This window comes from Cryocola sp. 340MFSha3.1, from assembly GCF_000383315.1.
Classification (GTDB): Bacteria; Actinomycetota; Actinomycetes; order Actinomycetales; family Microbacteriaceae; genus Leifsonia.
On sequence record NZ_KB911087.1, the window covers coordinates 1,278,871 to 1,293,523 of the forward strand.

13 protein-coding genes are annotated in these 14,653 nt (G+C 71.9%); 5 read left to right on the top strand and 8 right to left on the bottom strand.

Features of this window, described 5'->3' with window-relative positions:
* Positions 1-43 precede the first annotated feature (43 nt).
* The 4 genes from H284_RS0106085 to H284_RS20500 form a co-directional block, all read right to left on the bottom strand.
* Positions 44-1,300: a hypothetical protein gene (locus H284_RS0106085; protein ID WP_020075530.1), complete on the bottom strand. Its 1,257-nt coding sequence runs from the start codon at positions 1,298-1,300 to the stop codon at positions 44-46.
* Complete coding sequence (locus H284_RS19975) at positions 1,297-3,753, bottom strand: hypothetical protein (protein WP_020075531.1); 2,457 nt, start codon at positions 3,751-3,753, stop codon at positions 1,297-1,299. Before H284_RS19975 ends, H284_RS0106085 begins: the two co-directional genes overlap by 4 nt.
* A 228-nt stretch (positions 3,754-3,981) precedes the next feature.
* On the bottom strand, positions 3,982-4,665 hold the full coding sequence (locus H284_RS0106095) for an AfsR/SARP family transcriptional regulator (protein ID WP_081630375.1): 684 nt from the start codon (positions 4,663-4,665) through the stop codon (positions 3,982-3,984).
* A 145-nt stretch (positions 4,666-4,810) separates the two neighbouring features.
* Positions 4,811-5,752, bottom strand: coding sequence for an NAD-dependent epimerase/dehydratase family protein (locus H284_RS20500; protein WP_020075533.1), 942 nt, complete (start codon positions 5,750-5,752; stop codon positions 4,811-4,813).
* A 66-nt stretch (positions 5,753-5,818) separates the two neighbouring features.
* Here H284_RS20500 and H284_RS0106105 point away from each other — a divergent pair, with 66 nt between their 5' ends.
* From H284_RS0106105 to H284_RS0106125, 5 genes are all read left to right on the top strand, one after another.
* On the top strand, positions 5,819-6,163 hold the full coding sequence (locus H284_RS0106105) for a metalloregulator ArsR/SmtB family transcription factor (RefSeq protein ID WP_018189901.1): 345 nt from the start codon (positions 5,819-5,821) through the stop codon (positions 6,161-6,163).
* A gap of 59 nt (positions 6,164-6,222) precedes the next feature.
* Complete coding sequence (locus H284_RS0106110; RefSeq protein ID WP_018189900.1) at positions 6,223-6,672, top strand: iron chaperone; 450 nt, start codon at positions 6,223-6,225, stop codon at positions 6,670-6,672.
* Positions 6,673-6,763: 91 nt separating this feature from the next.
* Positions 6,764-7,330, top strand: a complete 567-nt coding sequence (locus H284_RS0106115) for a hypothetical protein (protein WP_231371091.1) — start codon at positions 6,764-6,766, stop codon at positions 7,328-7,330.
* Positions 7,331-7,397: 67 nt separating this feature from the next.
* On the top strand, positions 7,398-8,225 hold the full coding sequence (locus H284_RS0106120) for a helix-turn-helix domain-containing protein (protein ID WP_020075535.1): 828 nt from the start codon (positions 7,398-7,400) through the stop codon (positions 8,223-8,225).
* On the top strand, positions 8,222-9,046 hold the full coding sequence (locus tag H284_RS0106125; protein ID WP_020075536.1) for an aminoglycoside phosphotransferase family protein: 825 nt from the start codon (positions 8,222-8,224) through the stop codon (positions 9,044-9,046). The genes H284_RS0106120 and H284_RS0106125 overlap by 4 nt, the downstream gene beginning before the upstream one ends.
* A gap of 25 nt (positions 9,047-9,071) precedes the next feature.
* Here H284_RS0106125 and H284_RS0106130 read toward each other — a convergent pair whose 3' ends face one another.
* From H284_RS0106130 to H284_RS0106145, 4 genes are all read right to left on the bottom strand, one after another.
* Complete coding sequence (locus H284_RS0106130; protein WP_020075537.1) at positions 9,072-10,973, bottom strand: helicase HerA-like domain-containing protein; 1,902 nt, start codon at positions 10,971-10,973, stop codon at positions 9,072-9,074.
* 5 nt (positions 10,974-10,978) lie between these two features.
* The gene (locus tag H284_RS0106135; protein WP_020075538.1) at positions 10,979-11,704 is read right to left on the bottom strand and encodes a phosphatase PAP2 family protein; all 726 of its coding nucleotides are present in this window, start codon (positions 11,702-11,704) and stop codon (positions 10,979-10,981) included.
* Between the two features lie 122 nt (positions 11,705-11,826).
* On the bottom strand, positions 11,827-13,056 hold the full coding sequence (locus tag H284_RS0106140) for a multidrug effflux MFS transporter (RefSeq protein ID WP_018189894.1): 1,230 nt from the start codon (positions 13,054-13,056) through the stop codon (positions 11,827-11,829).
* A gap of 389 nt (positions 13,057-13,445) precedes the next feature.
* Positions 13,446-14,624, bottom strand: coding sequence for an ROK family transcriptional regulator (locus tag H284_RS0106145; RefSeq protein ID WP_020075539.1), 1,179 nt, complete (start codon positions 14,622-14,624; stop codon positions 13,446-13,448).
* Between the last annotated feature and the right edge of the window lie 29 nt (positions 14,625-14,653).

Here is a 14,653-nt window from a genome sequence, read left to right on the forward strand (position 1 = left end):
CCGATCTCTCTGTCTGAAGTGCCGGCGGCCTCGCCGTCGGCGGTCACGCCGCGAGCGGCGTCGCGGTCATCCATTCGCGGGCCCGCGCGATCCACGCGGAGGCTTTGTCGGGCTGTTCCGCCTCACGCAGCCCGGCGAGGGCGACGATGCGGATCCCTTCGGTGCGCCGCCAATGCGGCGAGGTCCACAGGGCGGCCCCGGCGGTCCGATCCAGTTCGGCCAGTGCGGCGGGCGAGACGCGCGCCGGGTCGACCGCGGCCCCGATCGGGCTGCCGCCGAGTCCGGGGACGGGAGCGGTGAGGCACGCGACCGCGATGCCCGGCATCCGGCTGCGCGAGCGTTCGAGGAGCGCGCGCACCGTCGGGTCGGCCCGGCGCAGCGGGAACCCCGTCACGACGGCGGCTTCGAGGTCGTCCCACGGCCCGGCGCCGAACGCCGCACGGCACATCGCGCAGCCCAGCAGAGTGCGCAGCCAGCCGACGGGATGCGGATCGCCGATCGGCCAGCGGAGGAGCGTGCGCGCATCCCCCACCACATCGAACAGGGCCGTGACCGACGCGTAGCCGGTGTGCGCGAACGCGAAGACGTCGGCCGCGATCTCCGAGGCCCACGGCAGCCACATCGCGCGCAACTCCGCATCCCCGGCGAGCGATCGCCCCAACGACTCCTGGAGGGAGGGCACCCAGCCGGTCACTGCGGCGACCTGATGGCCGGCCTCGTGGAACAGCGATGTGGGCCGGTAGAGGTTGTGCCGCACGATCTTGATCGCGGCGACCGGGTTGATACTGCCCGGCGCCCACAGCCGGATGTCGGCGCGCAGGATGGAGGCCCCCATCCCCTTGTCGACATAGGTGAGCACCGGGATGGGCGCGAGCCCGGCGCGGGTGAGCACGGGCGCGATGCTGGCTCCGGCCAGGGCGTCGAGTGCCTGAAGCGCTGCGCGGAGCTGCGGGCTGGTGCGCGACGAGACGGCGTCGCCGAAGAAGTCGAGGGTGGTCTCCACCTGGGTGTACCGGCGGCGCAGCTTCTGCACCGCTGCCATCGCCTCGGGGAGTGCGAGCGCATCCCGCCGTGCGGCGCGGGTCAGCGCGATCGTCGCCCGGCCGATGTCGATCAGTTCCTCGACGATGACCTTCAGGTGCCGCCGCAGGGGCAGCCCGACGAAGGTCTCGACGGATCGCCACGCGGCCTCTGAGGCGAACTCCTCGGCGTCGAGGAATGTAGTCGCAGCCGCGACCCAGTGCGCGCTCTGCCGCTCCAGGTCGGCGGCGACCGCTCGCGTCGCGGCGTCGGCGATCATGGCCGGCGCCGCCCGGGGTGCGCGGTGACGGCGATCGCGGGAGCGCCGCGGAAGGCCCTCCCCGACGCGAGAGCGGCGAGCGACGCGGCGCTCAACGCGCCGGAGGCCGCCTGCCGCACCAGGTCGAGGCCGGGTGCGGACCGGATGGTGGCGGTCACGGTCACGCCGTTCCGCGGGTCGGCCGATGCGCGGGCGAACTCGGCGCTGCCCTCGCGCGACCACATCGCGAAGGCGGGCAGCAGCCAGCGCCGCAGGGCGACGGTGAGTCCGGCCACCGCCCCCGGAGGGATGCGGTCCAGCACCCGGGGTAGCCGCGAGACGGCCTCGGACTGCTCCAGCTCGGCGCGGATCCGCAGCCGGCCGGTCCGCTGCGCGAAGCGGCGCGCGAGGCCGTCGTAGGCCTTCGTCAGCGCCGGCAGCAGCACGGCCTCGGACCGTCCCTCCCGGATGGCGGCGGCGATCGTCTGGGTCTCCGCCTCGGAGAAGAACAGTCCCACCCGGATCACGGAGGCTCGCGTGTCGACCACGACCCAGCCCTGCGAGGGCTCCCCGCCGCTCCGCCTGCCCGGGCCGCCGACGGTCGGCAGCAGGGTCTGGTCGAGCGGCTCCAGCCAGTAGAACCGCTGCCCTGCGGCGACGCGGGCGCGGCTGCGCAGGAACTCCGCGGGCACGGCGACGCCCATCCCCGGGTCTTTCAGCAGCAGTCCAGCGGCCCTCGGCGTCAGCGGGTGCAGTTGCGAGCTCGAGAGGCGGACACCGCTGCGCGTCCGCTCGATGGCCGCGATCCGCCGCAACGACGTGCCGATGGTCGCCTGGAAGAGATGGATGCGCACCCGCGCCGGCAGCGTCAGTCCGGCCGCGCGCAGGCTCGACCCGAGGCTGACACCGCCGAAGGTGTCGATCGCGTCGGCGATCCCCGCCGTGACCTCGACGTCGATCGAGCGGCTGTACCGTCGGTAGGGCCGGGGCGAACGCGCCTTGCGCGTGACGAACCGGCCGCCGAGCTGCGCTCCGCGCTGCACTCCCGAGCGCAGGAGCGACGGGGGGAAGGTCGCGGCGACCGAACGGTCGAACGCCCGGGCCGTCGCCGCCCGCATGAGCGACTCGTCCTCCAGCTCGTACTCGGACGTCTCCGCCAGCTGCCGCACAGTGTCCTCGATCGTGCCTGCGAGCATCGCGGGGACGGCCTCCGACTCCAGTTCGGGTTCGATCTGCTCGAGCGAGATGAGCCGCAGCCCGGTGTCGACGATGGCGTTGGAGAGCGGACCGGACAGCTGCGGGCCGACCCATTTGCCGATCAGCTTCCCCAGGAACTTCGCGAGGAAGCCGACGACACGGGGACGACCGACCAGGTTGATGCCGATCCGGAGCGCTCCGAGGAGCGCCGGGATGAACTGCTCGACCGCTGGCGCGACCTCATCGGCGCTGCGGGCCTCCGCGAGCGCATCGATGAGGCGTCCGCGCGCTTCCGCGAGGAGTTCGAGCTCCGAGCTGCCCTGAGCGGCCTCGCTCTCGCCTTCGGCTTCGGCCTCCCCTTCTCCGGCGAAGCCCACCTCGCCCGTCTCTCCGGAGACGAGCGCTTCGGCGAGTGCCGCATCGAACGACTCGGTCAGCGCCTCGGTATCGCGCGACACGGCCGGGGAGATCGCGAAGGCCTCGCCCTCGCGCTCCGCCTCGAAGGCCTCGGCCTCTGCGGAGGTCTCGGCGAAGCCCTCGGATTCGCCGAAGAGCTTGGACGACAGCAGCCGGGCCGGTGCGCGCAGCGGCGCGGGCAGGCGTCCGATCGCGAAGCTCAGCACCCGCTTGAGGAGCGGCCGCACCAGCTTGGTGAGACCTTTCAGACCCGCGGTCAGCAGCCCTCCCGCGGCGGCGCCGACCTTCTTGGCGGCGTTGGCGACGAACCTGACGGCACTCCGGGCCTTCCGGATCAGACCGCCGATGAACTGCTCGCCCGCGGGCGAGACCTCGCTCAGCTCCGGCTGCACCCGATCCATCAGCTCGTCGAGCTGCTCATCGCTGAGCGACTCGACGTCCTGCCCGACGAGCGCCTCGCTCAGCCGCTCCAGGTACCGCTCCGCTGCGTACTGCGTCGGCGCCAGGTGCGCTGCGGCGAGCCGCTCGCGCTCCCCCGCCGTCGCGGGCGACTCGTCCGAGAAACGCTGCCCGACGGCGTCCTCCGTCTCGGCGAGCAGCTCGGAGACGGCCTCGTCGAACGCCTCGTCGCGCACGGCCTCGAACGCGCTCTCGAGCAGCGCCTCCTGCTCCCCCGCCGGCGACTCTCCCTCGGAGAACGGCGTCAGCCCTTCGGCCCACGGCGAGAACGACGCCAGGCTCTCCGACGTCGCTCCCTCGGACGTCGGGGACTCGGTCTGCTCCGCTTCGCCCCCGGGAGCCGCCTCGGCGAACGGCTGGCTCTCCAGCGTGAACTGCTCCTCGTTCGTGATGATGGTCATCGCGCGAACTCCCTCCGGCGGCATCCGAACCCCGTGGTCCCACTGCACCAGACGACCCGTCCTCCGCCGTGGCCGCGAGCGACCGACTTCCGTGCGCCGGCCGTCGCGCCGGAGGGATGCGGGCGTCGGTAGCCGCTGCCTGCCGCGTCCGCGGTGCGTCCGGCCGACGTGACTCCGGCGTCGTCGGAGCGTCGCGCAGGCAGCCGCCTGCACGCAGCCGGGTCGGGCTCAGAGCGAGCGGACCGCCACGGCGGAGTTGACCGCGCGGGCAAGCCGCGGATCGGGCGCGACGCCCAGCTCCTCCTCGAGGGTGCGGGCGAACGCCCGGAACCGCACGGCAGCCGCGTGACGGTTGCCCTCCTGCAGATGCGCCAGGATCAGCGCGTAGGCGGCGGACTCCCGCAGCGGATCGGCCGCGAGCGCCGCCGTGCCCGCCTGCGTGGCGAGTGCGTGCATCCGCTGCTGGGTCATGGTCACGCACGCCGCCTCGAGGGCCTGAACGCGCAGCAGGTGGAAGGCCTCCTGCGCGGGGATCGCCCACTCCTCATGCCACCCAGGAAGCAGGTCGCGCGACAGCAGGTCGATCTCGTCCATCGTCAGCGGGGCGCCCTCGATCGCGGCGCACGCCACCTCGTGCAGCCGGGTCAGGTCGACTTCGGCATCCAGACGCAGCTCGTCGCCGTCGGCGACCACCCATCCTCCCGGCGACTGCCAGATCGCGCGCCGGAGGTTCGCCCGCGCCTGTGTCTCGGGGATGTCCGCCCACAACCGGCCGGCGACGACACCCCGGGAGGCCTCCGAGCCGGCGACCGCGAGGAAGGCGAGCAAGCGGCGCGACGGCAGCGACAGCCGGACGGAGGGCAACACTCCCAGTCCCCCGACCACAGCGAGTCTCCGCGTCGGCTCAGGCATGACGGCTTCCTGCAGACGCGTCGTGCCCCGGGCACGGCACGTGATCTCCCCGCGACGCGAGCCATTCCCCCGCCGCTCGCCTCAAGGGTGGACCCGGCCCTCCACCCGCGTCAATACACAATCCGGCCGGGCGCCGGCGGGTCGGTCAGCGACGGGAGGCGCCCGCCGGCCGGACGCGCCGGGCCGCTGCCTGCCTGAGCCCAAGGCGACGCACGATCCGCAGGTCGTCGAGCGAGAAGCGACCCTCGGGCATCGCGGCGCGGATGCTGTCGTCGCTGAACGGACGCGACGGCCGCAGGTCGGCCGGCAGCTCCGGAGCGTGCGGTGCGGACTCCGCGACGCCCTCTGCAAGCATCCGGGCCTGCGCCTTCGCCACCAGCGGGACCACCATCGTCCACTCGGTCAGCTGCGCCAGCGCGCGGATCGTCCAGACCGGCGCCGGGAAGAAGATCGGACGACGGCCGGCCACCCGCGCGATGCGGCGCACCGCCTCGCCGAGCGTGAACTCCTCTGCACCCATCACGGCGACAGTCGGCTCCGCGACCCGGCCCTGCAGCGCCGCCACCAGCACGTCGACGGCGTCATCGACCGGGACCGGGCGCACGGTCCGCTCGCGGAACCCCACCGTCGCGAAGGCCGGGAGGGTCCGGACCGCGCGGGTGACGTGATCCACCATGTGATCGCCGGGGCCGTAGACCATGCTGAGCTTCAGGATGGTGTGGTCGATGCCTGAGGCCCGGATCAGCTCCTCCGCCGCCCACTTCGACTCGTGGTAGCCGGAACCGCAGTCGGGCCGTGCCCGCAGGAAGCTGACCATCACGATGCGGCGCACACCCGCTCGCCGTGCCGCCTCGATCACGGCTCGGGTGCCGTCGATGTGGATGCGCTGGAACGTCTGGTCGCCGATCTCACGGTTGATCCCGGCGCAGTGCGCGACCGTGTCGCAGCCCGCGAAGGCCGCCGCGAGCGCATCCACGTCGTCGATGTGGACCCCGGTGCGGCGCGAGACCACGACGGCCTCATCGCCGAGACGCTCGGCGAGATGGCGGCCGATGAAGCCGGTCCCTCCGGTGATGGCTGTTCGCATCCTTCACTCCTTCGCTTATTAGCAATGTAGCTAAACTGTATATAGCAATGATGCTATAGTGCAAACATGACAGACTCAGCGAGCGACATCTTCGCCGCGCTGGCCCACCCGACCCGGCGGCAGATCCTGCAGGACCTGAAAGACGGGGAGCTCGCGGCCGGCGAGATCGCCGCCCGCTTCAACGCGACCGGGCCGACCATCTCCCGGCACCTCAGCGTGCTCCGCCAGGCGGGCCTCGTCACCGAACGACGGGATGCGAACCGCATCCTGTACTCGCTGGCGGGCGAACGGCTGGCGCTCTCGGTCGGCGACTTCCTGTCGACGGTCTGCCCCGAGCAGATCGTGCTGCGCGAGGTCCGCAAGCGGGGCACCGCCCGGACCGATGGGCGGAAGTCCGCGGCGACCGCATAGCGGTCAGGTGAGCAGTTTCGGAGAAGCGCACAGCACCCCGCCCGTTCTACGGTCGGACTATGACCAAGACAACCGAGACCTCATCCACGGCTCCCGCCTTCACCGACGAGGAGCGCGCCGCCATGAAGGAGCGGTCGAAAGAGGTGAAGACCGCGCGCAAGGGCAAGACCACGCGCGAGGACGACACCCGCGACCTGCTCGCCAAGATCGCCGAGCTCCCGGAGCACGACCGATCTCTCGCCGAGCGCATCCACTCGATCGTCACCGAGACGGTGCCGGACGTCTGGCCGAAGCTCTGGTACGGGCAGCCGGCCTACGCCATCGGGGGCAAGACGTTCTGCTTCTTCCAGCCGGCGTCGAAGTTCAAGACCCGCTACTCCACGCTCGGCTTCAACGACCCGGCGAAGCTGGACGACGGGCCCATGTGGGCGACGGCGTTCGCCATCCTGGACCTCGGACCGGAGGAGGAGCAGCGCATCCGCGAGCTCGTGCGCACCGCCGCCGGCTGATCCGGGCGGCGACGGGAGCCGTCCGTCCCACGAATGGGTGTCCCCCAAAATGCCGCTACCGAGCCCTTGCGCTTTGGGCGAGGCTCGTCTGGTGAGTGAACCAGCCGAGGTGGGGACGGATGTGGCAGCGACCCGTGAGACCGTCCTCCGCCCGCACCGGCACCTGTTCACCCGGGGCATCGTCGCGGTGCTGGCGCTCACCACACCGGTGTTCGCCGTCCTCTACTGGCTGACCATCCCGTCCGGGGCCTGGGTCTTCGTGCTCATCGCGCACCTCGTCGTGATCGCGGCGACAGTCGTCGGCGTCGCATCGTTCCTCAACACGACCATCACCTACGGGCCGGACGGCGTGCGCGAGCGCGGATTCTTCGGGCGGACGGTACGCGTCGGCCACGGCGAGGCGGGCGCTGTGATCCTGGTGCAGGTCTACGAGCGCAGCACCCTCGACGTCCTCCCCCAGCTCTTCGTGGCGTCCCCCGAGGGGCGGCTTCTCATCCGTATGCGCGGTCAGTTCTGGTCCGCGGACGACATGGAGCGCATCGCGGAGGAGCTGGATGTGCCCGTCACCCGGCCCGAGGAGCCCATGACGCACGGGCAGTTGCGCCGCGCGTGGCCACGCCTGCTCTACTGGTTCGAGCGCATCCCGGTCGGTCGCTGAGCCGCCGACGGCTCCCCGCCGGAGTCGACGCCCGCCCCGCACCCAGCGGGCGTGGCAGGATGACAGCGTGACGCCGCGCACCGAGGTCGAGCCGCGCAGCAAGGGTCTGCTCACGCCCAGCCGGATCGCCCCGGCCGCCCCGGTATCCATCGCGCGGCACGCGGCCGAGGGCCGGGCGGCCGCGTTCGTGCGGCACTACTGGCTCCCCCGCTGGCAGCTCCCGGACGGGACGAGCATTCGACAGGACGTGCTCGAGTACCCGACGGCGAACCTCGTTGTGGAGGAGCGGTCCGCCGCGCTGTACCGGGCGCACCGCGGGATGAGCTCCCGCACCTTGGAGGGCTCGGGGTGGGCGCTCGGCGTGCTCCTTCATCCCGGTGTGTCGCGAGGGTGGGCCGGCACCTCCCTGCGCGGCCTGCCGCCTTCCGTCCCGCTCGACCGGCTGCCGATCGGGCAGGGCGCGGCGGGGATGGTCGCCGCCGTCCGAGAGCGCATGGCCGACGGCGACGATGCGAGCGCGATCGCCGCGTTCGAGGAGTGGCTGGGCGGCATCCCCGAACCGGATGACGACGCCCGCCTGGTCGACCGCATCGTCGCGGCAGTGGAGCAGGACCGCACCCTCCTGCGGGTGGAGCAGCTCGCCGACCGCTTCGGGCTCGGCGTCCGGCACCTGCAGCGCCTGGTCGCCGGGCACATCGGTTTCGGACCCAAGTGGCTCATCCAGCGGTACCGGTTGCAGGAGGCGGCCGCCGCCCTGCGATCGAGCACCCCTCCCCCGCTCGCGGACCTCGCCGCGGAGCTGGGCTACGCCGACCAGGCGCACTTCAGCCGGGAGTTCAAGTCGGTCATCGGCTCGACGCCCGGCGCCTACACCGCAGCCGAGGGGCAGGAGTGACCGACCTCGACGCCGCGCTGGCGCCGTGGCGTGAGCGGTGGCAGCTCGACCCCGACGGAGAGGCCTTCACGACGCCGTCGAGCGTTCTGCAGCTCGTCCGGCACCGTGGGGAGCCCCTCTTCCTCAAAGTCGCGACCGCTGAGGAGGAACGGGCGGGCGGAACCGTGATCGCCTGGTGGAGCGGCGACGGAGCCGCGGCCGTCATCGAGGCCGACGCGGATGCTGTGCTCCTCGAGCGTGCGACCGGGGCCCGCGACCTCGGGCAGCTCTCGCGCTCGGGCGCCGCAGGCGACGACGAGGCGACGCGCATCCTCTGCCGGGCCGGCCGTCGGCTGCATGCTGCGGGGACCGGGCCGCGCCCGGACGGCCTCTTCGACCTCCGTCGTTGGTTCCGCGATCTCCTGCAAAGAGGGGATGCGGCCGGCGACGATCTGTTCGTCGTCGCCGCGCGGGTCGCCGAGGGGCTGTTGCGGCATCCCGATGGGGACGTCGTGCTGCACGGCGACCTGCACCACGGCAACGTGCTCGACTTCGGGCCGCGCGGGTGGCTGGCCATCGATCCGAAGCCGCTGCACGGCGACCCCGGTTTCGACGCGGCCAACATCCTCTGCAACCCCGACCCCGCGACGGCGCTCGCGCCGGGTCGCCTGGAGCGCGCGGTCGCGGTGATCGCCGCGGAGACCGGCCAGAGCGAGGACAGGGTGCTGCGCTGGGCGCTGGCCTGGGGCGCGCTGTCCACGGTCTGGGCGGAGCAGGACGGCGCCGCGCACGCCTCGGCGGCCGGTGTGGCGCAGCGGGCACGGACGCTCCTCGGGCTTTGACCCGGCTCCACGTTCCGGCCGCGGCTCAGCGACGGCGGCGGGTGCCGAAGATGCCCTCCACCACGCTGCCCAGGATGTCGCGGGTCGCCTTCGAGCCGAGCACCTGCTCCAAGACGGTCTTCGACGAGCCGGATGAGGCGCGCCGCGTCGTGCTGCGCGGCGAGGTCTGGCGCAGGATGCGGTCATACTCCTTCTGCGCTGCGCGCTCGGCGGCCTCGCGCGCCTTCGCGTCGGCCTTGGCCTGCGCTTCGGCCGCCTTCTGCGCCTCGGCGGCCGCCTTGGCCGCGGCCTCCTCGGCCTCCGCTTTCGCTGCGGCGGCCGCGGCGGCGTCGAGCTTCCGGCCGAGCATCTCGCGGGCGGAGTCGCGGTCGAGCGGGGTGCCGTATCTCGCCTGCAGCGGGGAGGCGGCGATCGTCGCATCCACCTGCTGCTCCGATGCCGGCGACATGGAGCCCTGCGGTGCGCGGAGGCGGGTCCAGGCGACCGGCGTCGGCGCGCCCTTCTCGTTCATCACCGTGATGACGGCCTCACCGGTGCCGAGCGACTGCAGCACCTGGCCGAGGTCGTAGCCGGAGGTCGGATACGTCGACACCGTGGCCTTCAGCGCCTTGGCGTCGTCCGGTGTGAACGCCCGCAGCTGGTGCTGGACGCGCGAGCCCAGCTGCGCGAGCACCTCCGAGGGCACATCCTTCGGCGTCTGGGTGACGAAGAAGATGCCGACGCCCTTCGAGCGGATGAGGCGGACCGTCTGCGTGATCGCCGCCAGGAAGTCCTTCGACGCATCCCGGAACAGCAGGTGCGCCTCGTCGAAGAAGAACACCAGCTTCGGCTTGTCGAGGTCGCCGACCTCGGGCAGGTCGTTGAACAGATCGGCGAGCAGCCACATGAGGAAGGTGGAGAAGACGGCCGGCTTGTCCTGGACGCCGGGCACCTCCAGCAGGCTCACGACGCCCGTGCCGTCGGGAGCCGTGCGGAGGAACTCGGCCGTGTCGATCTCCGGCTCGCCGAAGAAGGCGTCGGCGCCCTGGTCGGCGAAGGCGACCAGCTCGCGCAGGATGACGCCGACGGTCGAACCGGACAGCCCGCCCAGCCCCGACAGCTCCTCCTTGCCGTCGTCGCTCGCAAGGTACGTCAGCACGGCACGCAGATCGGCGAGATCGAGAAGCGGCAGCCCTGCCTGCTCCGCGTAGTGGAAGACCAGCCCGAGGCTCGACTCTTGCGTCGCGTTCAGGCCGAGAACCTTCGACAGCAGCAGAGGTCCGAAACCGGCGACGGTCGCCCGGACCGGCACCCCGCGGCCGACGCCGCCGAGCGAGAAGAATTCGGTCGTCGCCGCGTGCGGTGCCCAGTCCTGGCCGATGCCGCGGGTTCGTTCGAGCAGTTTGTCGTTCGCCTCGCCTGGTGCCGCGATGCCGGAGAGGTCGCCCTTGATGTCGGCCGCGAACACCGGGACGCCCGCCGCCGAGAGCTGCTCGGCGAGCACCTGGAGCGTCTTGGTCTTGCCGGTGCCGGTCGCTCCGGCGACGAGGCCGTGACGGTTGGTCATGGCGATCGGGATGCGGATCGGTACGTCCGGCAGCGGATCGCCGTTGACGAGGGCGCCGAACTCCAGCACATCGCCTTCGAACGCGTAGCCGGCCCGGATGGTCTCGATTTCTGCGGCGTCCAGCGGGCCGGAGGTCGGGGGCGGCGGGGTGGTCGGCGGGGTGCCGGCTTCGGGAGCCGCGGGCGTTGCCGCTGCAGCGGTCGCCGCGGCCGCCGCGGTCGAAGCGGCCTCCCGCAGGGATGCGGCCTGGGCCTCCGCCGCGGCCGACGCCTCCTGCGCCCTCCGGACGGCCTCGGCCGCCTCCGCCTGCAACCGCTCGGCCTCCTCGGCCGCCGCCAGTGCTTCCGCCTGCGCCTTCGCCAGCGCGTCCGCGTCGCTCATGCGGCTCACTCTACTGGCGCGTGACGGCGTGCGAGCCAGAATGGATGCGGCTCCGCCGCCTCCCTCGCGAGACGGTGCGCGAGCGGCGCCCACACGATCACGGCGACCCCGGCGCCGAGCAGCAGCCCGCCGATCGTGTCGCTGATCCAGTGCGCGCCGAGGTACGTGCGACTGACCGCCATGAGAACTGCCCACACCACGCCGAGGATCCACACCCACACCCTCGGGAACAGGATGCCGAGCACGACCACCATCGTTGCCGCATTCGCCGTATGCCCGGACGGGAATGAACCGGTGTCGGCGTTCACGAGGATCTCCGTCGGGCGGGCTCGTCCGACCGTGTGCTTGATCAGCTGGACGCACACGACCGACAGCACGCTGGCGATCGCGAAGAAGGTGGCGCCCCAGGGCCTCCGGAACGCGAGCAGCAGCAGGAAGATCAGGACAGGGATCACGACCGAACCGAGGATGCTGCCGCCGACGTAGTTGAAGAAGAGCGCCGGTCCGAGCCAGAGCGGGGAGCGATGCTCGACGATCTCGCCCATCCACTCGGCGTCGATCGCGAACGGCTCCCGCGGACGGAGCGCGATGATGAGGCCGAGACCGACGACGAGGACGACGGCCACCGACGCCGCCACGACCGGCCACCTCCGCGTGACCCGCGCCGCCTTGACGACGTCGTGGCCTTCGGCATCCTCGGGCGGCGGCGGAGCGGGATGCGGTTCTGTCATGCGCCCAAACGTACCCGCGCCCACAGTCCGCCCCACCGTCGAGTACGCGAAAACTGCACACGAATCGCCGCGCGCGCGTGCAGTTTTCGCGTACTCGACGGTGGGCGGTAGGGGCTTGGCGGCTAGTGCGCGAGTTGCGGGACGGTGCGCGGCCGCACGACGATCCACAGCGAGGCGATCGAGACGAGCGCGCAGATGGCCATGACAGCGCCCATCGGGGCGGCGCTGCCGACGCCGAGGATGCCGACGACCGGCGACACGATGCCGGCGATGCCGAAGTTGAGCGCACCGAGCAGGCTCGCCGCGGTCCCCGCCTCGTGACCGTGGCCGTTGAGCGCGAGCACCTGGACGCACGGGAATCCGAAACCGCACGCCGCGATGAAGAACCACAGCGGGATGACCGTTCCCCACAGTCCGACGTGCGACTGGTCGAGCACCACGATGGTCACGGACGCCAGGAACATGACGATGGTGGAGCACGCCAGGATCCACTGCGGACCGACGTACTTGGTGAGGCGTGCGGCCGACTGCACGCCGATGATGATTCCGATCGAGTTGATCGCGAACAGCAGGCCGTACTCCTGCGCGTTGAACCGGTAGATCTCCTGGAAGATGAACGAGCTCGACGAGAGGTACGAGAACAGGCCGGTGAAGTTGGCGGCGCCGACGATGGCGATGCCTACGAACACCCGGTCGCTGAGGACGGCCTTGTACCGCTGGCCGACCGTCGAGTGCCCGGCGTCGTGGCGTCGCGCCTTGGGGAGCGTCTCCACGATCCACAGGGCGACGCAGATGACCACGAACAGGCCGTAGCAGGCGAGCACGACGAAGATTCCGCGCCACGGCATCACGAGGAGCAACCAGGAGCCGAGCACGGGCGCGAGCACGGGGGCGAGGCCGTTGACGAGGGCGAGTCGGCTCAGCATCCGCACCAGCGGACGTCCGCCGAAGAGGTCGCGGACCATGGCCATCGCGACGACACCACCGGCCGCGGCGCCGATGCCCTGCAGGGCACGCGCGACGCCGAGCAGCTCGACGTTCGGAGCGATCGCGGCCGCCAGACACGCGATGATGTGCACCCCGGTCGCGACCATGAGCGGCGTGCGCCGGCCGATCTTGTCAGACCACGGGCCCACGAGCAGCTGGCCGACGCCGAAGCCGATGGTCGTGGCGGTGAGGGTCAGCTGGATCGCCGCGGTGGAGACGTTGAAGTCGTTCTGCAGCGTCGGCAGCGCGGGCAGGTACGTGTCGATCGTGAACGGGCCCAGTGCGGTGAGCGCGCCGAGGATCAGGATGTAGGCGAGGCGCTGGCGGCCGGAGAGCGAGTCTCCGGGATGCACGACGGTGGTCACGAAAGGGTCCTTGGCAGGTCGAGGTGGATGAGGCCGCGCCCGCCGTCGGACGCAATGACAACAGCACCGCGCGGAAGCGGTGCTGTCGGGATGGTGGTTCGAATCGATTCGATTGATCGACTACAAGGAATCCTATACCGTACAGCCCCCGAATGTGAACGTGCGCATAGGCTTTCCCTTCGCCGAGATTCGTGCCGAATGTGCGTTATGGCGGCGCCAAAGCGCACATTCGGCACGAATGTCCGCCCCTAGAGCGCCTCGGGAGCGTGGATTTGCGCCAAATCTCGGTTATCGCGGCGTCAGAACGTGGATTTGCGCCAAATCTCGAGCACCACGGAGGCGCACAGAGGGGACGCGAGGGGATGCGGGCGGATGCGGGTGGAATGCGGTCAGGATGCGGGCGCGGCCAGGAGCGGGCGGAAGGCCAGCTCGGCCGCACCGATCATGAGGATGTCGGAGCCCAGCCCCGCACGGACGATCGAGAGCCGCTCGGCGCTGGCTGCGAGGGCCTGCTCCCCCACGAGGCGCGGCAGCCGCTCGGGATCCAGCGCGTGGAGCGCGCCGAGGAATCCGCCCAGCACGATCAGCTGCGGGTCGAAGACGTTGGTGGCGTTGCGCAGCGCCGTCGCGAGGAACCCGACCTGGCGGTCGACCTCCGCGGTCACGGCCGGATCGCCCGCCGCGATCGCCGCCGACAGCGCCCGGTCGAGCTCCTCGGGGTCGGCCGCATCCATCCCGAGCACGTGCAGCAGCGCACTCTGGCTCACCTCGGTCTCGAGGCAGCCGACGGCGCCGCAGTGGCAGCGGACGCCCGCCGAGTTGACGAGCGTATGCCCCAGCTCACCCGCGTACCCGCTGATCCCCGTGAGGGGCGCTCCGCTGACGATCACCCCGGCGCCGATGCCCGACGCGCCGCCGTTGAGGTACACCAGGTCGCTCGCACCGCGTCCTGCGCCGAACAGCCGCTCGGCGTCGGCGCCGAGGCTCGCGTCGTTGGCGGCGAGCACGGGGTACCCGGTGGCCGCGGCGAGTTCGGCGGCGAACGGCTCCTCGGCCCATTCGAGGTGGGGAGCGAGCCGCACGACGCCGTCCTCCTCCCGAACGAGCCCGGGGACGGCCACGCCGATCCCGACCACGCGCGAGGCCTTCGCGAGGTCCGCGCGCAGTCCGTCGACGACCGCTGCGGCGATGGCCACTGCCTCCGGGGCCGACGGGATGTGCCCGGTCGGGTACCGCACTCGCCGGTGCACGGTCGCGTCCAGACCGACGACGCCGACGGTCACCGCGTCGATCTCGGGGTTGATGGCCAGCGCGACGACGCGCCCGTCCGGCGCGACGACGGGAGACGGCCGCCCGACCCGGTTGCTGAGTGCGGGCTCGCGCTCCTGCACGAGGCCCAGCTCCGCCAGCTCGGCGACCAGGGCGCCGACGGTCGAGCGGTTGAGTCCGGTCGCCTGCGTGAGCGCCGAGCGGGCCAGCGGACCCTCGCGGTGGACGAGCCCGAGCACGGTCGCGAGATTGTGCCGCCGCACCGTGTCGAGGTTCGTCCCCGTCGCCCTGCCGTTCATACTCCGCGTAACTGTACCGTCGGGCGCGG